This window comes from Sphingomonas sp. (genome assembly GCF_965200105.1).
Classification (GTDB): domain Bacteria; phylum Pseudomonadota; class Alphaproteobacteria; order Sphingomonadales; family Sphingomonadaceae; genus Solisphingomonas.
On the sequence record NZ_CBDATN010000002.1, the window covers coordinates 1,068,847 to 1,090,681 of the forward strand.

Genomic DNA, 21,835 nt, shown 5'->3' on the forward strand with positions numbered 1-21,835 from the left:
ATGAATCCGAGGTGGCCGAAGGCCGCCGGAGAGCGGCCCGGCCGAGCGGGCGGCGCCTTGCCACAGCCCTCGCCCGCTGTCAAAGACGCGGCCGCCCATGGCGGACCCCCTCTCGCTCCACGCGCCGCGCGCGCTCGCCGGAACGGTGCGCGTGCCCGGCGACAAATCGATCTCGCACCGCGCGCTGATGCTCGCAGCGCTGTGCATCGGCGAGAGCCGGATCGAGGGGCTGCTGGAGGGCGAGGATGTGCTGGCCACCGCCGCCGCGCTCCGAGCGATGGGCGCCGGGATCGAGCGGGAGACGGACGGCGCGTGGACGGTCCACGGCGTCGGCGTCGGCGGGCTGCTTCAGCCTGCGACGCACCTCGACATGGGCAACTCGGGCACCTCGACGCGGCTGCTGATCGGGCTGGTGGCCAGCCACGCCGTCACCGCCACCTTCGTGGGCGACGCCTCGCTGTCGCGCCGGCCGATGCGGCGCGTGATCGAGCCCTTGTCGCGCATGGGGGCCGACATCCGTTCTAGTCCGGGAGACCGACTGCCGCTCTTGGTGCGCGGGCTGTGCCCGGCCGTGCCGATCGAATACTCGCTGCCGGTGGCGTCCGCGCAAGTGAAGTCCGCGGTGCTGCTGGCCGGCCTCAACACGCCAGGCGTCACGCGCGTGATCGAGCCGGTCGCGACGCGCGATCATAGCGAGCGGATGCTGGCCGGCTTCGGCGCCGCGCTGACGGTCGAGGCGCAGGCGGACGGCAGCCGCGTCATCGAGCTTCGTGGCGAGGCGGAGCTTCGGCCGCAGGCGATCGCGGTGCCTGGCGATCCCTCCTCCGCCGCCTTCCCGGCTGTCGCGGCGCTGCTGGTGCCGGGATCGTGCGTGACGATCGCGAACGTGGGCATCAACCCAACGCGCGCCGGGCTTTTTGCGGTGCTGCGCGAGATGGGCGGCTCGATCGGCGTTACCAACGAGCGCGTCGTCGGCGGCGAGCCCGTGGCCGACCTCGTGGTGCACGCCTCGGCGCTGCGCGGCATGGAGGTGCCCCCCGCCCTGGCGCCGAGCATGATCGACGAGTTCCCGATCCTGTTCATCGCCGCCGCGCTCGCCACCGGCCGGACGGTCGCGCGCGGCCTCGGCGAGCTTCGCGTCAAGGAGAGCGACCGCCTCGCGGCGATGGCGCGCGGCCTCGCCGCGATCGGCGCGCGCGTCGAGGAACTGGAGGACGGGCTGGCGATCGACGGCAGCGGCGGCAAGCCGCTGCCGGGCGGCGCCACCATCGACGCCGAACTCGACCATCGCATCGCCATGAGCTTCGCGGTCGCCTCGCTCGCCTGCGCGCGCGCGGTGACGATCGACGATGCCGGTCCGATCGCCACCAGCTTCCCGGGCTTCATCGCGACAATGGAGACGCTCGGTGCCGAGCGGGTGGCGACGGTGCCGGCATGAGCGGGTTCGCGGCCGATATCGTCGGGCTCGTCGGCAGCGCGCTGTTCATCGCCGGCTTCGCCTACGCCAACATCGTGCCCGATCTGGACAAGCGCTGTTTCAACGCGGTCAACCTCGTGGGATCGATCCTGCTGCTGGTGTCGCTGAGCGTGCACTTCAACCTCGCCGCCATGGTGCTGGAGAGCGCGTGGGGGCTGATCGCCCTCGCCGGCCTCGTCGCCGCCTTGCGTCGGCCGGCTGCGGGTCGACCGTGATCGTCGCGGTCGACGGACCCGCCGCGTCGGGAAAGGGCACGATCGCGAAGGCGATCGCGCACCATCACGGCCTGCCGCACCTCGACACCGGCCTTCTCTACCGCACCGTCGGGCTCGCCGTGCTCCGCGCCGGCGGCGATCCGGCGGACGCGGGCGACGCGCTCGCCGCCTGCGCGTTCGAGGAGGTGCCGGCGAGCGACCCCGCGCTGCGAAGCGAGGCGGCCGGGCGCGCGGCATCGGTGGTCTCCGCGCACCCGGCGGTGCGCGGCGCCCTCCTGCAGCGGCAGCGCGATTTTGCGAGGCGCCCCGGCGGCGCCGTACTCGACGGTCGCGACATCGGCACGGTGATCGCGCCGGAGGCGAGGCCCAAGCTCTTCGTCACCGCCAGCGCCGAGATACGCGCGCGCCGGCGCTTCGACGAGCTGGAGCGCCTCGGCCTCGCCACTATCTACGAGCATGTCCTCGCCGACATCCGCGCACGCGACGAGCGCGACGCCGGCCGCGACGCCGCACCGCTGGTGCAGGCGCGCGACGCGGTGCTGCTCGACACCAGCGACATGGACGTCGCCGCCGCCACCGCCGCAGCGCTCGCGATCGTGGCGGGCGCGTGACCGCGATCGGCATCCTTGGCGCCGCCGGCCGCATGGGTCGGGCGATCGCCGAGGCCGCGCGCGAAGCGGGCGTCACAGTGGTCGGCGGGATCGACCGCAGGCATGGCGCCGGCGAACTCGCCGCGCTCGCTGCCGCATCCGACGTGCTGATCGACTTCTCGGTGCCCGACGCGCTCGCCGCGCACGTCGATGCGGCGGTCGCGGCCAGGACGCCGATCCTGGTCGGGACGACTGGGCTGGCAGGCGATCACCACGCCACGATCGATCGCGCAGCGCTATCCATCGCGCTGATCCAGGCTGCGAACACCTCGCTCGGCGTCACCCTGCTCGCCCGGCTGGTGCGCGAGGCGGCGTCGCGGTTGAGCGAGGATTGGGACATCGAGATCGTCGAGATGCACCATCGTCACAAGCGAGACGCACCGTCAGGCACTGCGTTGCTGCTCGGGGCATCGGCCAGCGCCGGGCGCGGCGCGGCGACCGGCGCGCTCGATCGTCTCGATCGGGGGACGGGCGGCGCACGCGAGCCGGGCACCATCCACTATGCGTCGCTGCGCGGCGGTTCGGTGCCGGGCGACCATCAGGTCATCTTCGCGACCGAAGGCGAGCGCGTGGAGCTGGGCCACCGCGCCGAGAGCCGGGGCATCTTCGCCACCGGCGCGATCCGCGCCGCGCTCTGGCTCGCAGGGGGCCGCCCACCCGGCCGCTACACCATGGACGACGTGCTGGCGGCGTGAAGCGGGCGGAGATCTTCGAATTCTACCGCCGCCTGGCCGAGGGCGATCCCGCGCCGGAAACCGAGCTCACCTGGAAGAATCCCTACACGCTGCTCGTCGCCGTGGCGCTCTCGGCGCAGGCCACCGACGTCTCCGTCAACAAGGCGACCGCCACGCTGTTCGAGACGGTCGATACGCCCGCGCGGATGCTCGCGCTCGGCGAGGACGGCCTGAAGGCGCACATCAGGACGATCGGCCTCTACAACATGAAGGCGAGGAACGTAATCGCTGCCGCCTGCATCCTAGTCGACGAGCATGGCGGCGAGGTGCCGCGCGACCGCGCCGCGCTGGAGGCGCTGCCCGGCGTCGGACGCAAGACGGCGAACGTCGTCCTCAACGTCGCGTTCGGCGAGGAGACGATCGCGGTCGACACGCACATCTTCCGCGTCGCCAACCGCACCGGCCTCGCGCCCGGCAAGGACGTGCGCGCGGTGGAGGATCAGCTCGTCAAGGTCACGCCGGCGCCGTTCCGCGCACATGCCCACCACTGGCTGATCCTGCACGGCCGCTACGTCTGCAAGGCGCGGCGCCCGGAATGCTGGCGCTGCGTCGTGGCCGAGCTCTGCCGCTTTCAGCCGAAGACGCCGGCGCCTTCCGCACTGCCCACGCGTTAACTCGGATGAGAGGAGACCTGCCATGCCACATCGTCGCGCCGCCTTCGCGGCGCTCGTCGCCATCGCCGCGTTCGGCGGTTCGCTCGCCGCGCAGAAACTGAAGCCCGAGGAGGAGGCGCGCATCCGCCCGTCCGGTGCCGCCAGATCCTGCATCCCGATCGTTCAGATCCGCGAGACGCGGGTGCGCGACGACCGCACCATCGACTTTTACATGAACGACAGGACCGTCTATCGTAACGCGCTGCCGAACGACTGTCCTCAACTCGGCTTCGAGCGTCGCTTCGCTTTTGGCACTAGCCTCTCCGAGCTTTGCTCGACCGACATCATTACCGTGCTGATGGAAGCGCCCCTGATGCGCGGCGCATCGTGCGGACTTGGCCAGTTTCAGCCGGTGAGCGGTGCGCCTCGCTGACGGCCGCAGGGGCTGGTGCCCGCCAAATGCATCTGGTAGCGCCAAGGCCACGCACCGGTAGCTCAGCTGGATAGAGCGCTGCCCTCCGAAGGCAGAGGCCAGGGGTTCGAATCCCTTCCGGTGCGCCATTTCCGGCCCAATGGCGCGGTTCTGGGCACAAGCGGGCAGGGCCATAAGCGCGCGCGACGGCCCGAGCTTGACTTATTATAACCGATATGGCACGTGCTTCCTTATAAGGAGGGAGGGAGCTGGTGACGCGATTGGCGCAGCTTCGGACGCGCGCCGCGTTCCGAAAGCGTGATTTGATCTTTACGTGAGGACGGGTGCAACGCCGTGGGAAGTGTCAGAAGGCGTCGAGCTCAAGTTCAATCCATGGCATGACTTAAGAAACGGGCAGTTCAGGTTTCAGGGCCAAGGCACATGGATTGGCGGCGGCTTCAGGGGTGGAGGCGGTGGCTCTTCGAGCGGTGGTGGTGCTTTGGCAAGCTGAGGCCCCTCGGTAGCATCATCCGCTGCCGACACGCCACAGAAGCAGGTGATCGTCCGCAACGACTACTCTTATACGCTCGACTCATCCGACAGAGCGCCTCGGTTGTCGGGAGCTGACACTGGCATCCGACCAGCAGCGTTCACGCAATGCCCAGGCCACCGCTGGCGGCGGCAACCGGTTGGCGACCGACGATGGCGGTCATTATGTCGCTGTCCGCTTCAACGGGCCGACCGACACGTTCAACCACTTCGCTCAGGACGCCAACTTCAATCGGGGCGGCTACCGCTTGCTCGAGGACGGGTGAGCGACGGGGGTCAGGCAGGGCAAGCAGGTCTAGGTCGCAATCGTGCCGACGTATGACGGCTTGTCCAAGCGACCGAGCAGCATCAACGTAACATATCTTGTTGACGGCGCGCGTGAAACTCGACGGTTTAACAGCACCGTAAAGGGCAGGTCGCGTGGCAAGTGAGATCGGCGTACTGCCGAACGAAGTGGGGAATGTACTCACGAGTGATACTGGGGCTCAGCCTCTTTTTGAGCCAGAGGGCGACGGCGGTTGCGAGCGCGACGCCCAGGAGGGAGTTGGCGGCGAGCTTGTCGCAGCGGGTGTGGATGCGGCGGAAATCCTTGCGGCGGCAGAAGGCGTTCTCGAGAAGGTGGCGACCGCAGTAGCGGTTCTTGTCGTAGCGGATGGTGCGCTTGCGGTTGCGGCGGCCGGAATGACCGGGATGGCACCGGCATCGCGAGCCAGGCGGCGTAGCCGGTCGGCATCATAGCCCTTGTCGCCGAGCAGGTAGCGGATGCGCCCGGCGCGTTCGAGGAGCACGGGGGCGACCTTCACGTCGCTTACGTTGCCGGCAGTCAGCATCAGCGCATAGCGGCGGCCGATGACGTCGGTGAGCGCGTGGACCTTGGTCGTCCAGCCGCCGCGCGAGCGGCCGATCGCGTGCGCCGCACGCCCCCCCTTTGCCCCGAACGCCGCACGCTGCGCCTTGACGTAGGTGCTGTCGATGGCGGCTCTTCGTCACCGCGCCGCATCCACCAGCGCGTCCAGCAGCTTGAGCCGGAATCTATGCCGCGACCAGCGGTTGAACCGGTTATAGACCGTCGTCGAAGGCCCGTAGCCGGCCGGGCAGCCGCACCAGCGGCAGCCCAACTTCAGCACATGCAGGAATGCCCGATATCACCCGCCGGTCGTCCACCCGCCGCGCACCGGGCTGGTCCTGGGCAGGCGCGGCTCGATCGCTGCCCATGCCTCGTCCGAGCCGATGCCGGGTATGGTCATCAGCCGGCGTGCGACCTCATCCTCGCGGGCACGCCGGGCGATCTCCTTGTCCAGCGCCACGGCTTCACCCACGCTGGCGGGATCAGCCGAACCTCATGACCCACTGCCCGCAGCTCGCGCGCCCCAACGACGCGCACCGCCGCATGCCTCCAGCGCCACCAGGCAGCGCGGATAGGTCCCGAAGAAGTCGAGCAGCTTGTTGCCTGTGATCCGACGGCTGAACACCGCACGCCCGGTCGCATCCGCCCCGTGCGCGCGTGAAAGACGCGCCTGGCGATATCCAGCCCGACCCATGGTAGCTTCTGACACGGACGCTTTCCTCAATGGTGTTCAACGCCTCCAATCTGGCGCATCGATGCCGTCGGGGGCGTCCACCCCATCAGGAAAGCTGCCCCGCCTCAACCAGCTGATTGAATTTGGACCTTAGGTTGAGATCTCACAAAGTTGTTGTGGTGCTGTGGTGATAGTTGCTTCTGATGGGTTCGGGCAGGAGCGGCTATGGCACGGCATCTGTTCTGGGTATCTGATGGGGCGTGGGCGGCGATCGAGCCGCATCTTCCGCATGGGCGCCCGGGCAAGCCGCGGGGTGGACGATCGCATGGTGATCTCCGGCATCCTGCACGTGCCGAAGACCGGATGCCGGCGGCGATCGACAGCTCGCACGTAAAGGTGCACCGCTCGGCCGCCGGCTCAAAAAGGGGGAGTGGCACGAAGCGAACGGCCGCTCGCGCGGTGGGCGGACCTGCAAGATCCACTGCCTGGCCGATGATCGCGGCCGACCGGTCGCGCTTGCCCTGACGCCCGGCAACGTCGCCGACATCAGCATGGCAATTCCGCTGCTGGGCGTTGCCGCTCCGGCCCGCCACCTGATCGCCGACAAAGCCTATGATGCCGACAGCCTACACCGCTGGCTCGCCGAGCGGCGCATCAAGGCCGTCATTCCCTCGACCGCCTCGCGCCGGACGCCTTACCCACTGAACAGGCGCATCTACCGCCGCAGGAACGTCGTCGAGCGCCTCTTCTGCCGCCTCAAGAACTGGCGCCGCATCGCTACGCAATACCACCGACACGCCAGCAACTACCTCGCCGGCGTCGCGCTCGCCGCCACCGTGGCCGAGTGGATCAAATGAGTCCCCAACCCAAGATTGCTGGCGAGCTGTACCGAGGCGGTCGCGAGCGGTGCGGTACGCAGACGACGGACCGCAGCGCCGCACAAGCCGCCGGTACGTCGATCGCGGCCGTGGCGCGCGTGGCCCGTCGCCGATCAGCGCTCAAGCGGACTGATCACCTCGGGTTCGAAACTCTTGCGCAGCACGCGGCTCTTGAACTTCCACTCACCGCCGAGCCGTACATAGTCGTCCTCGTAACGAACGTGGAAGCGGACGCGACCAAAGACGCGCGTCTCCGCTTCGATCAGCGCGAACGCAGTACCAGTGGCAGCATCGGGCGTCGTACTCGAGATGAGATGGTTGACCATCAGGTGGACCTGAAGGACGACTTCGTCTTCCATCTTGCGGCCATACGCCCACAGACCATCGTGGCCCGAATGCAGGCCGAGACCGAATTCGCGCTCGTCAAGCACTCCGTCCGGTGCGAAGACGTCCACCCATTCTGCGATCTGCATCGCGTCCACGTGGAGCGCATAACGGTAGTTGAGCTCTTGAATGGCGATCTTGTCCTCGATCAGCATCGAACGTCTCCTCTCATCGGATCAGCCTAGCAACCTCATCCCGGCAGAACATCGGGCCGTTCCGCCAATTGGCTCGGACCGCAGGAACTCAATCAATGGGACGTCGCTGGCTAGGAAGCGGCACCCTCTGCAATCCGCTTGTGTCGGCGAGACGCCGTCTGTGCAAGCATTTGGTGTGTAACCGCAGGTTCTACTCTCCTGATCCCGGCGGCGCTATATACCGCGTGGCCGATTGCGGCGGCGCGCATCGAAAATTACCGCACGCGATAGACGACAGAGTCCTGGGCAAGATCGGTTCGGCGACCCACTCCCACGCGATCATCGTTTCCGACCAGATCCGGCACGGGACAACGACCGAGCGAAAGGAGGAGCCGACAGCAACGGCGAAGGGGAGCCCGGTGCCGCTCGCGGACACCGACACCGATACCGCCGCCGGAATTAGCACCGGCACCGGCACACTTAGAGCGCGTTGAGAAGGCGGTCTAATCATGCCCACCGCCGTAGCAGGGTGGCTGAGGCGGCGATGGTGATAAGTGTCTTGGCTACGGCGGTGAGCTGCTCATAGTCGCGAACGAGGCGCCGGTTCTTGAAGATCCAGGCGAAGGTGCGCTCGACCACCCAGCGGCGCGGCAGAACCTTGAAGCCCTTGGCGTGAGCGCCCCGACGGATGATCTCGAGGGTGATGTGCGTCTTGCTGGCGGCCCAGTGCACCAGGCGGCCGGCGTAGCCGCCATCGGCGAAGACGCGGGCGACGAAGGGGAAGCGCTGCCGAGAGGCCTTGAGCGGCAGCTTGCCGCCGTCGCGGTCCTGGACGTCGGCACCATGGACGCGGACGGTGAGTAGCCGACCGTCGGTGTCGGTCAGGATGTGGCGCTTGCGCCCGGTGATCTTCTTGCCCGCATCATAGCCCTTGTCGCCCCCTTTTGGTCGGCGGTGCGAACCGACTGGCTGTCGAGGATCGCAGCCGAAGGCGACGCGTCCCGCCCGCAACGCTCGCGGTCGGCGAGCACGAGCGCATGATGGACGTGCTGCCACACGCCTTCCTCCTGCCAGCGGCGCAGGTAGTAGTAGACCGTCTGCCACGGCGGTAGGTCATGCGGCAGCAGCCTCCAGGCAGAGCCCGCCCGCAGAAAATAGAGGACGGCGTTGACCAGCTCGCGCGACGTCGCCTTCCGCGGGCGTCCGCCGGCACGGGCATCCGGGATCATGGGCGCGATCAGCTCCCACTGCGCATCGGTTAGATCGGTGTCGTAGCGCCGCCTTGCAGGCGGCTTCCTCTTCGGCATCGGGCGTCGGCTCGCGTTGGTGGTCCGACGCCCTATGAATCACGCCAAAACCGCCTTGGGAATCCTTCTCAAACGCGCTCTTAGAAATCCGACGTCGCATCCCGCGCGGTATCCCGCGTGCCTCCATCGCGAGAAGAAGGGTGCCGTCTGCGTGACGTAGGTCAGCGCCCGCGCGATGGGCCATCCACGCGTCGAGCAGCACGATGCTCGGACAAAGGCGCTCTGAGATTGGAGAATAGCTCGGCGAAGTCGCTCTCGTCGTCCAGGTAGATAATCGAGCGAATGGCCGATCGCAGCGCGGACAGTCGCCGAAAACCTGCGGTAGCCCATGTAGCGATCGGCCACCGTACCGCTCGTTTGCCCCAGCGCGACCATATAGCAATCGTTCGGCCCCGGCACCGGCCAATCTTCTGGCCTCCAGCCTCGTCAGACCGGCTCGGCATAGGTCCCCACGCTCGAGAGATCGAAGCCGGGTTCGGCTTCGCTCATGCCGAGACGGAAAGTCTCGCCACGGCAGATGCGCGGAAGAAGGCGCGCCGCTCTCCGAATCGCAACGCAGATCAGCGTGGCGCTCCGATGATCCGCGATCCAGTGCGGGGCGCCCGGCGCATCGGCGAAGCAGCTCCGCGGTGATGACGAAGAAGCGGGCGAACGCCCCGCGATCATGGCGCCGCACCGAGCCGCCGGTACAACTCCGCATTGACCCTTTCAAGATCGCGCCCGCCGATCGATCTGCCCGTCGGCATTATCGTGGCGATCAGCGCCCGAAGCGCCTCATCCTCGTCGGAAAATGGGTCGGGTAGCGGCCGTCGACATGGTCTGAACCAAATGGCGGTCGGGGCAATCGTGACGTCGGCCTCGTGTCCGATTAACAGTTTGCCCGTCAATCCGTTCGCGCGAGTTGGACGGACATAGGACTATTCTCTCGGTATCATGTTTGCGATGGCGCAGGCCGATCGGCTCGTCTAGCGGTCCACCGACCACTGGAGACCAACGTGAACCCCTTCCTTGTCATAGAGCGCCAGGATGCGGTGGTGACCGCCACGCTGAACCGGCCCGAGGATCGCAACGCCATATCGAATGCCGAGCAGATTGCCGAGATCGTCGACTTCTGCGCCGACATGACGCGCGATCGCTCCGTTCGCGCGATCGTTTTGGCGGCGAACGGCAGCGCCTTCTGTGCGGGCGGCAACGTCAAGCTGATGCGCGACAAGGCGGGAATGTTCGAGGGATCGCCTCACGCGATCCGCGATGCGTATCGGGCCGGGATTCAAGCGATCCCGCGCGCGCTGTATGACCTTGAGGTGCCGGTGGTCGCCGCGATCAACGGCCCAGCCATCGGCGCGGGGCTCGACCTCGCCTGCATGTGCGACGTGCGGATCGCGGGGCGAAGCGCCCGCTTCGCGGAAAGTTTCGTCAAGCTCGGCATCGTTCCGGGCGACGGCGGCGCCTGGCTACTGCCGCGGATCATAGGGATGGCAAACGCGAGCTTGATGACGCTGACCGGTGACCTGATCGACGCCGATCAGGCGCTTGCCTGGGGGCTGGTCAGCCAGATCGTCGATGACGACGACCTGCTCGCCGCCTCACGCGCGGTCGCCGGCCGGATCGCCGCCAATCCCGGCCCCGCCACCCGGCTCGCTAAACGGCTGCTGCGTGAGGGTCAGGACATGAAGCTCGGGCCGCTGCTGGAGCTTTCCGCCGCCTTCCAGGCCCTTGCCCACCACAGCGAGGATCATGCCGAGGCGGTCTCGGCCTTCCTAGAAAAGCGGCCGCCGGTGCTCAACAATCGCTGAGCAGCGCCCGGTCGGCCGACGAACCCAAGCCGGAGCGTCACGATCACGGCGAGCCGCGCCGTTGCCGAGCGCCCTGAGTCAAGCTGGATGACCGTTGCTCGCAGGCGAGCACCGCGGGCACCTAGTCGAGCGCAGCTTATCGATCGCGCTGACCGCCGCGCAGGAGGTGAACCCAGTCGGTGCCGTAGCGCGGATCACGAAGACAGAAGCCGGAGTGCGCGAGCACGCGCGCCATCGTCCGCAACGCACGAAATACCTCCCTCACGGATAGGGCGGATCGTCTCGTGCCCGCGGCTTGCCGAGGATTCGATGCTCAACGCAGAGGGGATATATCCCTCGCGTCATGCTCCCGCCCTTGTAGCGCCAGCGCATTGGCCACGATCCCCTGAGACGTCCGTCGCTGCCCTGTCGTCAGGTTGGAAGCGGCCCGGCCCTGGATCGCGGCCGCACCGGGTCGGCTAATCGAGCGTCGCGAGCATCGCAGGGGAGAAGCTCTTCAGCGTGTCGGTCCTGCCCGTCCGCACCTTCTCCGCCCAATCAGGATTCGCGATCATCGCGCGTCCGACAGCTACGAGGTCGAACTCAGCGCGATCAAGCCGCTCGACCAAATTCTCGATCGACACCGGGCTGGCCGGCTGGCCCTCGAAGGTGGAGTTGACGAAATCGGAGTCGAGGCTGACCGAGCCGACCGTGATCGTCGGCCGGCCGCTGAGCTTTTTCACCCAGCCGGCGAAGTTGAGCTCCGACCCCTCGAACTCCGGCTCCCAGAAGCGGCGTTGCGAGCAATGGAAGATGTCCGCCCCGGCATCAGCAAGCGGCTCGACCCAGTGCGCGAGCTCATCAGGCGTATGGGCCAGGCGCGCGGCGAATTCCAGGGTCTTCCACTGCGAAATACGCAGCGATATCGCGAAGTCGGGACCCACGGCCTCACGGACCGCCTGCAGGATCTCGACCGCGAAGCGCGTCCGCTCCCGGATCGAGCCGTTATACTGGTCCTCGCGCAGGTTGGTGGCCGACCAGAAGAACTGGTCGATCAGGTAGCCGTGCCCGGCATGCAACTCAACCATGTCAAAACCCATCTGCTTGGCGGCGCGAGCGCCGTCGGCATAAGCGGCTATCGTATCGGCGATGTCGGCGTCGGTCATCTGTCCGCCGTTGGGCATCTGCGCGGTCACCCGGCCCGACGGGCTCTCGAACGGCCGGGGAAGATCGGGATAGCGGAAATCTGCCATCGCACCGACGTGCCACAGCTGCGGCGCCATGGCCGCCCCGCCAGCATGGACGGCGGCGAGCACCTCCTTCCATCGTTCCAGTGCGGTACCGTGGAAGTCCGGCGCGTCGGGATCGTTGCTCGCGGCCGGGCGCGCAATGCCAGACGCCTCCGAGATCACCAGACCGGCTCCGCCCTCGGCACGCCGGCCGTAGTAAGGCACTGCGGCCTCGATGGGCACGCCCCCCGGCGCCGAGGACCGCCCCATCGGCGACATCACGATCCGGTTGCGCATGTTCAGCGACTTGAGTGAGAACGGGGTGAACAAGCTGTCCAAGTCAGTCATCGGTCCGCTTCTCCAAACAACAGTCGACATCGCTCTGCCAGCATGCGCGGCCAGAGTAGGCACCCGCGAGCAGACGCTAACCCGTCCTCGGTGAGATCGTGCCCACCTCGAACGTCTCTCCGGCCGGCGTGGATATCCCGACCCAACTAGTCGCTCTCGGGCGGCTAGAGCGGCGCGCCCTGTTCCACCATTTCGCCAGCCTCGACAAGCGATTCGACGACCGGCTTCGTTCATCGAGAAGCCAGCCCGCGGCAAGACCGTCGAGGTGGTTCCGCCTTCCCGGACAGTTTGGCGGCTGAGCGGAGCCATGCCACGGTTGGTCACCCCGCGACCCAGGTGAGCGCAACCTACCTTCGCCTTGAGGATCCACCACACCTATACCCTTACGGCAGGCTCGCCAGCAACTTCCTCTCAGCCTTCGCGCTCGCGACCGCCGCCGCATTCTGGCTCCGAACGAGCCTGAGCCCCCAATGTCATGCTTCATCGTCGCGCCCCTCGTCGCGAAAGGCATTGACCCGCGGACCGCGGCCGACACCCCCGCCGCGCTTGAGATGGTCGCGAACAGTGGCATAAGCACTCATGTCCTTCGACGGCGCGGGGCGCAGCGCATCAACATGGGGTTCACGAATGCCGAACACGTCGCCACGACGATCCACGAGATCGGAGGAAAAGACTGATCTGAAGGTCGAGAAGGTTCGCCAGCAGATCATCGACGCGGCGGCGCGAGCGTTCATGAGCCGAGGCTATGCCGCGACCTCGATAGACTCGGTCGCGGAACTGATCCAGGCGACGAAGGGCCTGATCTATTACTACTTCAAAAGTAAGAGCGACTTATACCTCGCCATCCACCTTCAGGCGATGGATATGAGCCTGAACAGTGTCGTGCCCGTTGTGAACGGACCTGGGACTCCGTCCGAGCGACTGAGGCAGATGATCAACATCCACGCACATCTACTGATGGACAATTTCGCGATGCACAAGGTCTCGCTGGAGGGCGTCAGCGCGCATCTGAGCGGCAGTACCACTCCGACGCAACGGCAGGTTCTAGCCGACCTCATCAAGATGCGCGACACCTACGAAAGCCTTTACAAAAACATCCTACAGGAAGGCATCGAAACGGGCGAGTTTCGGAAGCTCGATCCGAAGATCGGTGCTAAGCTGCTCCTCGGCATGGTCAACTGGATGACGATCTGGTTCAGGCCGGAGGGCGGCAGCGGCACGCGCGGGATCGACCAGATTGCGTCCGAGGCCGCGGATTTCGCCATGAGCGGGGTTCGCAACACCGGGGCGTCCATGGACACCGCGATGGGCTGATGGCTCCGCTCTCGTTCGAGGACGTCGCACCGGTCTTCATCGGGGACGCGGCGCGGTCGACGCCGTCCGTTACGACCGGCCTTGTCGATCGGACGATACGGCTGCCGTACCCGCTGGTCTCGCGCCGGCCGGAGGACGATGCCTTGCTCGCGCGATCGCACTTTTCGATTTCCGCGCGTAAACGCGCGACATCGCGGATGCCCTAGATACAACAGAGGGTCACGCCCACGTCGTCGCGCCCGACCAGGGTCTCGGTTCGCTCGGCGTTGGGAGGATCCAATTTCCTCAGCATGATCGCGAGCGGGCACCCGCTCTGCGAGATGATCGCCGCCTGCCCAGCCGGCACCCGATTGGGATGGCGCCGAGGCGATCCCGACCGCGTTGCTCACTCTGCGATGCCGGGTTTCCCGAGACGCCCTGCGGCACGATGCGCGGGGTGACCACGTCGATCAGCTTTCGCTCGCTACGAAGCTAGAGGATAGCCGACCGTCAGCACCTTCTGGTCCGCGCGGTCGTCGGACAGGATATCCGAGACGGACGCGCTTGTTCCGGCCGTGCGGACGTCACGACATAGTTGGCGCCATGATCCCGGTTCGGCCGAAGAACGAACTTCTCGGGTATCGTCGCCCCGTCCGAGCCGTCGCCGACGAGCGATGCGACGCGGGCAGTCGCGACATCCGGATGCTCGGTGACACGCGGATGCCGGGAAGAAGCGGAGATGACGCGCACCGGTTTCGGTCGCGACATGATCGCGCAGGCTGTCAAGCAGGAAGACCTCGCGATCCAGCGGCAGTTCGCCCCGAATCTCCTGAAATTCGTCGATCATGGCGCTATCGCGGCGGCTTTGTACGAGGAAGACGCTTACCAAGCGCGACTGTCGCAGCACGCAGCGGACCTCGTGGCGGCGGACGCCGAGTTGATCATGACCAGCGAAGAGCCGGCGAGCGACGCGTAGATACGCGGACGAGGGCATCGGCAGCTGCGCTTCACACGAGGCCGCCGCTCGCCAGCTTTTCCAGCGGCAGCGAGATGCCGGCGCGCAAGCCCGACTCTCCCGGCATCATCTCGTTATCGTGCGTTCCCGGTGCGCGCAACGCGGAGTCGCCGGTGTCACGCTGCCGCACCGGATTCGTCAACGCCGGTCGTCCCGACGGTTCAACCGCCGCGCTTGACACTGCATCATACCCAACGGTATTTCGATCGGGAAAACCTTCTTTTCGCCCGCTCCCGCACGTCGCCGATGCCGAGCGACACTCGCGGACATCGTTGCGGACGGCGTCAGGATCGGCAGGAGAATAAGTATGGCAATGCTGGACGGACAGGTTGTCGTCGTCACTGGGGCCGGGCGCGGCATCGGACGCGCGATCGCGCTCGCCATGGCCGCCGAGGGCGCCGCCATCGTGGTGAACGACATCGGCACGAGCGAGGGCGGCGAAGGCTCCGATGCGACACCGGCGCAGTCGGTGGTGGACGAGATCAGCGCCAGCGGTGGCCGGGCTGTCGCTAATTATCAGAGCATCGTATCGTGGGATGGCGCGCACGAGATCGTGCAAACGGCGGTCGAAACGTTCGGGCGCATCGACGGCGTCGTCAACAATGCCGGCATCCTGCGTGACGGCATGTTCCACAAGATGAGCGAAGGCGATTTCGACGCTGTCATCGCGGTGCACTTGAAGGGCGCCTTCAACATGAGCCGGGCGGCCGCAACACATTTCCGCGAACAGAGCGGCGGCTTCCTCATCCACATGACCTCCTCGACCGGACTGATCGGCAATGTCGGCCAGGCCAATTACGGCGCGGCGAAGATGGCGCTGGTGGGGCTGTCGCGTTGCATTGCGCTCGACATGCGGCGCTTCAACGTCCGCTCTAACTGCATCTCACCCGCCGCCGCCACGCGGATGACCGCGACGATCCCGGAGGAACAGGTCGAGCGGCGCGCGCGCATCGCGCTGATGGGACCGGAGAAGGTGGCGGCGCTGGCGGTAGCGGTCGCCGCATCGCCGGTATCGGGTCAGGTGTTCTTCGTGCGCCGCAACGAGATCGCGCTCATGAGCCAGTCGCGCCCGGTCATGCAGATGCAGAGTTCCGAAGGCTGGACGCCGCAGCGGATCGTCGGCGAGATCTTCCCGGCTTTCACTCCGTCTTTCTATCCGCTGCAGACAGCGGCGGACGTCTTCTGCTGGGATCCCGCATGATCCGCGCGGTTCGACAGCCTGTCCGGCGGACGTGACGGACGGCACCGAGCGGCACGAAGCCTATCGCGTGACCCGCGACGGCGCGCTGCTGGGCAGATGTGTCGGGGATCGCGCGCTGGTCTGGTACGGCGTCCCGTATGCCGCGCCGCCTGTCGGTGAACGGCGTTGGCGCGCGCCCGCCCCTCCGCTCTCCTGGCGCGGCGTGCGCGACGCGACGCAGCCGCCCGCGCCCGCCTGCCAGGTCCTCTCTTACTCAACGTTGGATGGTCGGTCGCGCGAGGGGCGCGTCATCGGCGACGAGGATTGCCTCTATCTGACGATCTGGAGCCCGCGCTCAGCTCTCACCGGATCGTCGGCCGGCAAACGGCTGCCAGTGCTCGTCTGGTTCCACGGCGGCGGCAACATGATCGGCGACGGGGCCGACTTCGATGCTTCGCGACTCAGCGCAGAGCAGGATGTGATCGTGGTCGCGGTCAATCATCGGCTCAACATTCTCGGCTGGCTGGCTCATCGCGCGCTACGCGACCCGGAGGCAGGCGCTGAGGCGCGTTCGGGCAATTTCGCGGTGCTCGACCATATCGCCGCGCTGGGATGGGTGCGGGACAATGTCGCCGCGTTCGGCGGAGATGCGGAACGCGTCACCCTCGTCGGCCACTCTGGAGGCGGTTGGAACGTGCGCGCGTTGCTCTGCTCGCCGCCCGCGCGCGGTCTGTTCCACCGCGCGATCGTGCAGAGCGTCGGCGCGTACCAGCTCATGACGCCGGACCATTCGGAGAGCTTCCTGGCGGACGATCCGGCGGGGCATCCGCTGAGCAGCGGTGAGTTGCTGCTTTCTTTGTGGCTCACCGATGGCAGGGCGTCGGAGCCGGCAGCGGCGATGGCGCAAATCCGCGCCACACCCGACACCGAGATCGCCGCCTATCTTCGCGGGCAGCCATACGGGGCGTTGTCGCGCGCCATCGCCGCCACGAGCCGGCGGAACGCCGCCGCCTCCTCCGCCGAGGCGCTGACCCGCCACAGCGCGCGTCGATTGCCCCAGATGTTCGCGGACGGCGTGGTGCTGTCCGCGGACGTTCAGTCGCGCGTGCCGATCATGGTCGGCACGACGCGCTACGAGGATCGCACCTTCCTCTCCGCGGATCGCAGGTTCGTGGCCAATCTACATGGTCATCCGGTGATCCGCGATCCCGAACGCTACGCTGTCCTCTCGGACTACCTGGGTCGGTTCTATGCCGCGCACGGCGTAGCGGAACCCGCCGAAGCGTGGGTCCGGCAAGGATTGCCGGTCTACGCTTACCGCTGCGACTGGGACGATATCGTCTCGCCATCGTGGCTCGATTTTCGCGCGATGATCGGCGCGGGCCATGGGTCGGAGCTTCCGCTGGTCTTCGGCACGACCGATCTCGGCGCGGAGTATACGTTCCAGCGTCATCTCTACGACAGCGCGGATGGCAGCTCCTTCCGGCAGACGAGCGCGGCGGTGATGGAATATTGGAGCGCGTTCGCGCGCGACGGCGCTCCCGCTCGCGGCACCGGCGGCACGCTGCCCGAGTGGCGCGAATGGCGCGACGACGGTCTCATGGTGCTCGACGCCGAGGCCGGCGGCGGCATCCGGATGGCGCGCGAGAGTGCCGCCCGCAGCGAAGTGATCGAGCAGATTCGCGGCGACCCGCGTCTTCCGCCCGGCCCATTGCGGCAGCGGCTGATCCGCGACATCCGGGACCACGCAATCACGCAACTCGGCGTGACGGACTATGCGCACCTCGAAGGTTGAGACGTTGGAACACGGGAACGCGGTGCCCGTCGAGAACGTCAATGATTGTCTCGCCGAACTTGCCGTTGCGGTCGTCCGCGACCATCTGATCGGCATCGGCGATGTCGACGATCTCGGGGCGAGGGGGACGGGCAAGCGAAATGATCGTCGCTCTCGCTGCTCAGCCCCTACAGGGCGCTCGGTCGCTAGCGGTGCGGAAGGTGGGCGGCGACGGCATCCGCCGCTTCGTCGATCGGATCGAACCCCACGGACCGCGCGCGCAGGGATTCGATAATCCGCTCCGTTCCGGAAAACCTGGTCCTCGGCGCGATGTCGACCAGTGCCGGCACGGCGATCGGCCCGCGCCGCGCGCTCGCGATTACCAGCGATGTGAGACCGCCAGGCGAGGTGGTGCGGTTCCCCTTGCAGGCGCGACGCTCGCCGGCGCCGCTTCACCGATGGCGGGTCTGTACGCCGCCGGGCAGCATTACCAGGAGCCCGTCGTCCGGCCCACCGACATTCATGGTGGTGGCAACATCGGCCGCTCTGAACGTCAGCGTATTAAGCATGTCGGCCTGCTTGCAGATCAGTTGCTGACGATGAAGTCAGGGACGGACGCCGGTCCGCGCACATGGCATCGCTGAGCGGCCGGGCTGATCGGGAGGGGCGGTCGGCGGCGGCGCCCCCTCTCTCGGCCGAGGTCTTCGGCCGGCGCTTTCTCGCGGACCTCGGTATCGCCGCGCCGTTGCAGGGGTCGGCCGACCATCCCGCGCTCGCCTGGCGGCGAGCCGGGCTGATGAGCATGACCGGACGTCGCGACGGTCCCGCATTGGTCTGTCCCGCGCCGCTCGCCGCCGCTGCCGACGGCGCGATGCTGGCGATGAAGGCGATCGTTCCAGCAGCGGCCGGCCTGCCGCGCAACGGCTCGGTGTTGCTGGGTGAGCGGGCACGGCTGATGCGGCTGGAGCGCGCCGGACGAACCTCGACGAACGGCACATGCCATCTGCTCGACGCGCGCGACGGACGGGTAGCGCTGAACCTCGCCAGGCCGGAGGACTGGGAGCTAATCCCGGCGTGGCTCGAACATGATGTAGACGATCTGTCCGGGATCGCCGCGCAGGTGCGGTGCCGGTCCGTGGTCGCGCTCGTCGAGCGCGCTACCCTGCTTGGACTGGCCGTCGCCGCCGATGCGCGATCCTCGGGAGCGGACTGGTGCCGCATCGACCGACGCGGCAAGCCTCGCGCCGCGCTCGGGACGCGGCCGTTCGTCGTCGACCTCTCGGGGCTGTGGGCCGGTCCGCTCGCCGGCGCATTGTTGATGGCGGCGGGCGCCGACGTCGTGAAGGTGGAGAGCCACGCGCGTCCGGACGGTGCCCGCTTCGGCAATGCCCCCTTTTTCGATCTCCTGAACGGCGGCAAGTCGTGCGTGACGATCGATCTCGCGGCACCCTCCGGCCGCGCCGCGCTGGCACGTCTGATCGCGCGCGCCGACATCGTGATCGAGGGCACGCGTCCGCGGGCCTTGCAGCAGCTGGGTATCGATGCGGAGGCGTTCGTCGGCACCGGCGCGACATGGATCGCCGTCACCGGGCATGGCCGGGACGGCGCCGATGCCATGCGTGTCGGCTTCGGCGACGATGCCGCGGTCGCCGGCGGATTATCGGCCGCCATGAACGATGGCTGGGGCGAGCCGCTGTTCGCCGGCGACGCGATCGCCGATCCGCTCACGGGGCTGCTGGCGGCGCTGGCCGCCTGGGCAAGCTGGTGCGATGGCGGCGGACGGCTGATCGCGCTCTCGCTTCGCGGCACGATCGCTCACGTCGCGCAGGCCGCCGTGAAACAGGCGACGCTGCAAGCCTGGCAGCGGCTCGCCGAAGATGACGATGCGCCGTTCTATCCGCTCCGCGTGGCGCCGATGGCCGCACGAGCCCTGGGTGCGGACAACGACGCGATACTCTCATGCTGATCCGCAACGTCCGGATCAGGGAACGGCGTCACGACGTGCGCCTCGCCGGCGATCGGATCGCCGCGATCGGTCGCGAACTGCCGGCCGTGCCCGGCGAACCCGTATTCGACGGCCGAGGCGGCGCGATGCTGCCCGGTTTGCACGACCACCACATCCACCTCAACGCGACGGCGGCGGCGCTGGCGTCGCTGCATTGCGGGCCCCCGGACATCGGCACGCGCGCGGCGCTCGCCATGGCGCTGCGGGGCGCGCCCGGCGAGGGCTGGCTGCGCGGGATCGGCTATCATCAGTCTATTGGCGCGATAGACCGTGGCTGGCTCGATCGCCACGGCCCCGGGCGGCCGATCCGCATCCAGCATCGCAGCGGAAGAATGTGGATCCTAAACAGCGCGGCGATGGCCGCCCTCGAGCTTGACGGCCCACCGGATGGCCGGCTGATCGATGAGGATGCGGTTCTGCGCACGCGGCTGCGTCAGACTCCGCCCTCCCTGACCGGCGTCGGACGGATGCTCGCGCGGCGCGGGATTACCGGCGTGACCGACGCGACCCACCGCAACGGCGAGGAGGACCATGCTCGCCTCGCCACGGCCGGCTTGGATCAGCGCATCCTGATGATGGGTGATGCGTCGCTTGACCATCTGCGCTCCGCACCAGGGCTCGTCATCGGCCCGGTCAAGTTCCACTTCCACGATCATGACCTCCCTCCCCTCGATTCGCTCGCCGCGGCGATAAACCAAGCCCATGCGGCGGGCCGCGCCGTGGCCGCGCACTGCGTGACGCGCGCGGAGCTCGCGCTCTATCTGGCAGCGCTAGAGGAGGCGGGCGCGCGGCGCGGGGACCGCATCGAGCATGGCGGAGTCATCCCGCCCGAGTTTATCCGGATCGTCGCGGACCTGGGCCTGACCGTCGTCAGTCAGCCTCACTTTCTGGTCGAGCGCGGCGACGCCTATCGCCGCGACGTTGACCCGAACGATCTGCCCTGCCTCTATCCCCTCGCCGCGCTCCGTCGGGCCGGCGTGCCGATCGCGGCGGGCAGCGATGCCCCGTTCGGCGGCAGCGATCCCTGGAGCGCGATGGCCGCCGCAGTCGCGCGACCGCAAGGCTTTGGATTGGACGCGGGTCTGGATGCTGAGGCGGCGCTGGCGCTCTTCACCGGCGGCGCCGACGCGCCCGGCGGCCCGCCCCGTATTGTGCGTGTCGGCGAGGTGGCGGACCTCTGCGTGATCGACCGCGACTGGGCGGCGGCACGGCGCGACCTTGCGACCGTACAGGTGCGGCTGACGATCGTCGGCGGTCGGCCGATCTATCGCTCGATCGAGTCGACCAATCCCCATCCGAGCGCGAGCGACGCGGGCACGCGACGCATCGAGAGCGCCATATAGGCGGTTCGCCGCCGGCCGATACGCCGGGGCAAGCTCACCGTTCCGCCGGCGCCCGGGATAAGGCCGTAGCGCAGCTCGGGCAATTGGAACCAGGCATCGGCGGTGGCCACCACGTGCGAGGCGAACGCGGCCATCTCCAGCCCGGCACCTATCGCGGCGCCCTGGACACGCGCCGTCAGCCTTGGCGCAAGCCGCGCCAGGCGCGAGGCGGGTGACCGCACGGTCCGTATCCAGTGCGCCGTCGCGGCATCGCTCGCGGTTCCGAACTCCCACAGAGCGCCGCCGGTGCTGAAGCAACGACCGCTGCCCGTCAGCCTTACCGGTCGTGCGTGCTCGTCCACTAAAGCAACGTCGAGCATCTCGATTAGCGCGTCGCGCATCTGCGCGTCGATAGCGTTCCGCGTCTCGGGCCGGACAAGCGCGATGCTCAGGAGGTCGGGAGCGCAGTCGACCTGCACCGCCGCCTGCGACGGCACTGGCAGGGCGATCGGCGGGCGATCACGGAGCCAAGCGAGGAATTCAGGCCCGCGCTGGACGGCGGCGAAGGCGAGGCTCTCCGCAACGAGCGCGTCGCGCACATCCAGCCGCTCGCCGAGGCGGAGCTGCTGCACCAGCACCATGGCCGCCAACGGTGCCCGCGCGACATTGACGCGGAGCCGGGCCAGCTCATGCGTATCATCGAGAACGACGTCGCAAAACCGGGCGAGCGGGTGATCGTCGCGGCCGATGCCGATGATCGGACAAGGCGCATTGGCGAGAGCCGCGGACAGGTTGGCGACACTCACATCATCATCGAACGGGAACGCGATGAGGGGCTCCGACGTCGCTGGGCCGAACCGGTCTGCGATGAGATCACATGTGGAGACGGCGGCGAGGTCTTCGGCAGCAATCATGTCAGGCTTCGCCATCGGCCGCTCTCCCCGCGCTTCCGATCGCAACAAAGCCCTTGTAGCAATTCATACTACCGGGTATGAGAACCGCTCGGCAGAGAGGAGCGGTCGGGACATGCTCGCGCCGATT

The 21,835-nt window shown here is 67.7% G+C and carries 21 protein-coding genes, 1 tRNA gene and 3 pseudogenes; 17 read left to right on the top strand and 8 right to left on the bottom strand.

Going from position 1 to position 21,835, the window contains the following annotated elements:
• Window positions 1-97: 97 nt before the first annotated feature.
• The 8 genes from aroA (at window position 98) to ACOFKX_RS06565 (ending at window position 4,896) form a co-directional block, all read left to right on the top strand.
• Window positions 98-1,438, top strand: a complete 1,341-nt coding sequence (gene aroA, locus ACOFKX_RS06530) for a 3-phosphoshikimate 1-carboxyvinyltransferase (RefSeq protein WP_419826237.1) — start codon at window positions 98-100, stop codon at window positions 1,436-1,438.
• On the top strand, window positions 1,435-1,692 hold the full coding sequence (locus ACOFKX_RS06535) for a CBU_0592 family membrane protein (RefSeq protein WP_419826238.1): 258 nt from the start codon (window positions 1,435-1,437) through the stop codon (window positions 1,690-1,692). The genes aroA and ACOFKX_RS06535 overlap by 4 nt, the downstream gene beginning before the upstream one ends.
• The gene (locus tag ACOFKX_RS06540) at window positions 1,689-2,303 is read left to right on the top strand and encodes a (d)CMP kinase (protein WP_419826239.1); all 615 of its coding nucleotides are present in this window, start codon (window positions 1,689-1,691) and stop codon (window positions 2,301-2,303) included. Before ACOFKX_RS06535 ends, ACOFKX_RS06540 begins: the two co-directional genes overlap by 4 nt.
• The gene (gene dapB, locus ACOFKX_RS06545; protein ID WP_419826240.1) at window positions 2,300-3,037 is read left to right on the top strand and encodes a 4-hydroxy-tetrahydrodipicolinate reductase; all 738 of its coding nucleotides are present in this window, start codon (window positions 2,300-2,302) and stop codon (window positions 3,035-3,037) included. The genes ACOFKX_RS06540 and dapB overlap by 4 nt, the downstream gene beginning before the upstream one ends.
• The gene (gene nth / locus ACOFKX_RS06550) at window positions 3,034-3,690 is read left to right on the top strand and encodes an endonuclease III (RefSeq protein WP_419826241.1); all 657 of its coding nucleotides are present in this window, start codon (window positions 3,034-3,036) and stop codon (window positions 3,688-3,690) included. Before dapB ends, nth begins: the two co-directional genes overlap by 4 nt.
• A gap of 22 nt (window positions 3,691-3,712) precedes the next feature.
• Window positions 3,713-4,102, top strand: coding sequence for a hypothetical protein (locus ACOFKX_RS06555; protein WP_419826242.1), 390 nt, complete (start codon window positions 3,713-3,715; stop codon window positions 4,100-4,102).
• Window positions 4,103-4,153: 51 nt separating this feature from the next.
• Window positions 4,154-4,230 (top strand) — tRNA-Arg (locus ACOFKX_RS06560).
• Window positions 4,231-4,710: 480 nt separating this feature from the next.
• The gene (locus tag ACOFKX_RS06565; RefSeq protein WP_419827366.1) at window positions 4,711-4,896 is read left to right on the top strand and encodes a DNA/RNA non-specific endonuclease; all 186 of its coding nucleotides are present in this window, start codon (window positions 4,711-4,713) and stop codon (window positions 4,894-4,896) included.
• 235 nt (window positions 4,897-5,131) lie between these two features.
• Here ACOFKX_RS06565 and ACOFKX_RS06570 read toward each other — a convergent pair.
• Window positions 5,132-5,877 (bottom strand): annotated as a pseudogene (locus ACOFKX_RS06570) (IS5 family transposase); the annotation flags it as partial.
• Between the two features lie 56 nt (window positions 5,878-5,933).
• Window positions 5,934-6,161, bottom strand: a pseudogene (locus tag ACOFKX_RS06575) (IS110 family transposase); the annotation flags it as partial.
• A 214-nt stretch (window positions 6,162-6,375) separates the two neighbouring features.
• On the opposite strand from ACOFKX_RS06575, the pseudogene ACOFKX_RS06580 reads away from it, so the two are divergent.
• Window positions 6,376-7,007: pseudogene (locus tag ACOFKX_RS06580) on the top strand (IS5 family transposase).
• 134 nt (window positions 7,008-7,141) lie between these two features.
• Here the strand turns inward: ACOFKX_RS06580 and ACOFKX_RS06585 are convergent.
• Complete coding sequence (locus ACOFKX_RS06585) at window positions 7,142-7,567, bottom strand: nuclear transport factor 2 family protein (protein ID WP_419826243.1); 426 nt, start codon at window positions 7,565-7,567, stop codon at window positions 7,142-7,144.
• Between the two features lie 486 nt (window positions 7,568-8,053).
• Window positions 8,054-8,853 (bottom strand): IS5 family transposase gene (locus tag ACOFKX_RS06590; RefSeq protein WP_419826244.1). Its coding sequence is split into 2 segments (ribosomal slippage): window positions 8,054-8,491 and window positions 8,494-8,853, totalling 798 coding nucleotides; the frame shifts between segments, so codons are not numbered across the junction.
• Between the two features lie 995 nt (window positions 8,854-9,848).
• Between ACOFKX_RS06590 and ACOFKX_RS06595 the strand changes: the two genes are divergently transcribed.
• Window positions 9,849-10,649: a crotonase/enoyl-CoA hydratase family protein gene (locus tag ACOFKX_RS06595; RefSeq protein ID WP_419826245.1), complete on the top strand. Its 801-nt coding sequence runs from the start codon at window positions 9,849-9,851 to the stop codon at window positions 10,647-10,649.
• A gap of 458 nt (window positions 10,650-11,107) precedes the next feature.
• Here ACOFKX_RS06595 and ACOFKX_RS06600 read toward each other — a convergent pair whose 3' ends face one another.
• Together ACOFKX_RS06600 and ACOFKX_RS06605 are read right to left on the bottom strand one after the other, a co-directional pair.
• Window positions 11,108-12,205: an NADH:flavin oxidoreductase gene (locus ACOFKX_RS06600; protein ID WP_419827367.1), complete on the bottom strand. Its 1,098-nt coding sequence runs from the start codon at window positions 12,203-12,205 to the stop codon at window positions 11,108-11,110.
• Between the two features lie 473 nt (window positions 12,206-12,678).
• Entirely contained in the window at window positions 12,679-12,939 is a 261-nt protein-coding gene (locus ACOFKX_RS06605; RefSeq protein ID WP_419826246.1) for a hypothetical protein, read from the bottom strand.
• Between ACOFKX_RS06605 and ACOFKX_RS06610 the strand changes: the two genes are divergently transcribed.
• Window positions 12,938-13,519 (top strand): TetR/AcrR family transcriptional regulator, encoded by a 582-nt coding sequence (locus tag ACOFKX_RS06610; RefSeq protein ID WP_419826247.1) that lies wholly within the window; start codon window positions 12,938-12,940, stop codon window positions 13,517-13,519. The two genes, ACOFKX_RS06605 and ACOFKX_RS06610, sit on opposite strands and share 2 nt — an antisense overlap.
• Window positions 13,520-14,237: 718 nt before the next feature.
• Complete coding sequence (locus ACOFKX_RS06615) at window positions 14,238-14,474, top strand: hypothetical protein (protein ID WP_419826248.1); 237 nt, start codon at window positions 14,238-14,240, stop codon at window positions 14,472-14,474.
• Between the two features lie 31 nt (window positions 14,475-14,505).
• On the opposite strand, the gene ACOFKX_RS06620 is transcribed toward ACOFKX_RS06615, so the two are convergent.
• Window positions 14,506-14,655 carry a hypothetical protein gene (locus ACOFKX_RS06620; RefSeq protein ID WP_419826249.1) on the bottom strand — a complete coding sequence of 50 codons (150 nt, stop codon included), beginning with the start codon at window positions 14,653-14,655 and terminating at the stop codon, window positions 14,506-14,508.
• A 165-nt stretch (window positions 14,656-14,820) separates the two neighbouring features.
• Between ACOFKX_RS06620 and ACOFKX_RS06625 the strand changes: the two genes are divergently transcribed.
• The 5 genes from ACOFKX_RS06625 to ACOFKX_RS06645 all read left to right on the top strand — a co-directional run bounded on the left by ACOFKX_RS06625 (window position 14,821) and on the right by ACOFKX_RS06645 (window position 20,815).
• A complete protein-coding gene (locus ACOFKX_RS06625) occupies window positions 14,821-15,714 on the top strand; it encodes an SDR family NAD(P)-dependent oxidoreductase (RefSeq protein ID WP_419826250.1) in 894 nt (297 codons plus the stop codon).
• Between the two features lie 31 nt (window positions 15,715-15,745).
• A complete protein-coding gene (locus tag ACOFKX_RS06630) occupies window positions 15,746-17,488 on the top strand; it encodes a carboxylesterase/lipase family protein (RefSeq protein ID WP_419826251.1) in 1,743 nt (580 codons plus the stop codon).
• Between the two features lie 200 nt (window positions 17,489-17,688).
• Window positions 17,689-18,111, top strand: a complete 423-nt coding sequence (locus ACOFKX_RS06635) for a hypothetical protein (protein WP_419826252.1) — start codon at window positions 17,689-17,691, stop codon at window positions 18,109-18,111.
• Entirely contained in the window at window positions 18,099-19,433 is a 1,335-nt protein-coding gene (locus tag ACOFKX_RS06640) for a CoA transferase (RefSeq protein WP_419826253.1), read from the top strand. Before ACOFKX_RS06635 ends, ACOFKX_RS06640 begins: the two co-directional genes overlap by 13 nt.
• Window positions 19,427-20,815 carry an amidohydrolase family protein gene (locus ACOFKX_RS06645; RefSeq protein ID WP_419826254.1) on the top strand — a complete coding sequence of 463 codons (1,389 nt, stop codon included), beginning with the start codon at window positions 19,427-19,429 and terminating at the stop codon, window positions 20,813-20,815. The genes ACOFKX_RS06640 and ACOFKX_RS06645 overlap by 7 nt, the downstream gene beginning before the upstream one ends.
• Here ACOFKX_RS06645 and ACOFKX_RS06650 read toward each other — a convergent pair.
• Complete coding sequence (locus ACOFKX_RS06650) at window positions 20,737-21,723, bottom strand: enoyl-CoA hydratase/isomerase family protein (RefSeq protein ID WP_419826255.1); 987 nt, start codon at window positions 21,721-21,723, stop codon at window positions 20,737-20,739. The genes ACOFKX_RS06645 and ACOFKX_RS06650 overlap by 79 nt on opposite strands.
• Window positions 21,724-21,835 lie beyond the last annotated feature (112 nt).

What these genes read in the sequence shown, in the direction of transcription:
- aroA (WP_419826237.1), top strand. Translation starts at nt 98, where the DNA reads ATGGCGGACCCCCTCTCGCTCCACGCGCCGCGCGCGCTCGCCGGAACG.
- ACOFKX_RS06535 (WP_419826238.1), top strand. Translation starts at nt 1,435, where the DNA reads ATGAGCGGGTTCGCGGCCGATATCGTCGGGCTCGTCGGCAGCGCGCTG.
- ACOFKX_RS06555 (WP_419826242.1), top strand. Translation starts at nt 3,713, where the DNA reads ATGCCACATCGTCGCGCCGCCTTCGCGGCGCTCGTCGCCATCGCCGCG.
- ACOFKX_RS06585 (WP_419826243.1), bottom strand. Translation starts at nt 7,567, where the DNA reads ATGCTGATCGAGGACAAGATCGCCATTCAAGAGCTCAACTACCGTTAT.
- ACOFKX_RS06600 (WP_419827367.1), bottom strand. Translation starts at nt 12,205, where the DNA reads ATGACTGACTTGGACAGCTTGTTCACCCCGTTCTCACTCAAGTCGCTG.
- ACOFKX_RS06610 (WP_419826247.1), top strand. Translation starts at nt 12,938, where the DNA reads ATGAGCCGAGGCTATGCCGCGACCTCGATAGACTCGGTCGCGGAACTG.
- ACOFKX_RS06605 (WP_419826246.1), bottom strand. Translation starts at nt 12,939, where the DNA reads ATGAACGCTCGCGCCGCCGCGTCGATGATCTGCTGGCGAACCTTCTCG.
- ACOFKX_RS06615 (WP_419826248.1), top strand. Translation starts at nt 14,238, where the DNA reads ATGACGCGCACCGGTTTCGGTCGCGACATGATCGCGCAGGCTGTCAAG.
- ACOFKX_RS06625 (WP_419826250.1), top strand. Translation starts at nt 14,821, where the DNA reads ATGGCAATGCTGGACGGACAGGTTGTCGTCGTCACTGGGGCCGGGCGC.
- ACOFKX_RS06640 (WP_419826253.1), top strand. Translation starts at nt 18,099, where the DNA reads ATGGCATCGCTGAGCGGCCGGGCTGATCGGGAGGGGCGGTCGGCGGCG.
- ACOFKX_RS06645 (WP_419826254.1), top strand. Translation starts at nt 19,427, where the DNA reads ATGCTGATCCGCAACGTCCGGATCAGGGAACGGCGTCACGACGTGCGC.
- ACOFKX_RS06650 (WP_419826255.1), bottom strand. Translation starts at nt 21,723, where the DNA reads ATGGCGAAGCCTGACATGATTGCTGCCGAAGACCTCGCCGCCGTCTCC.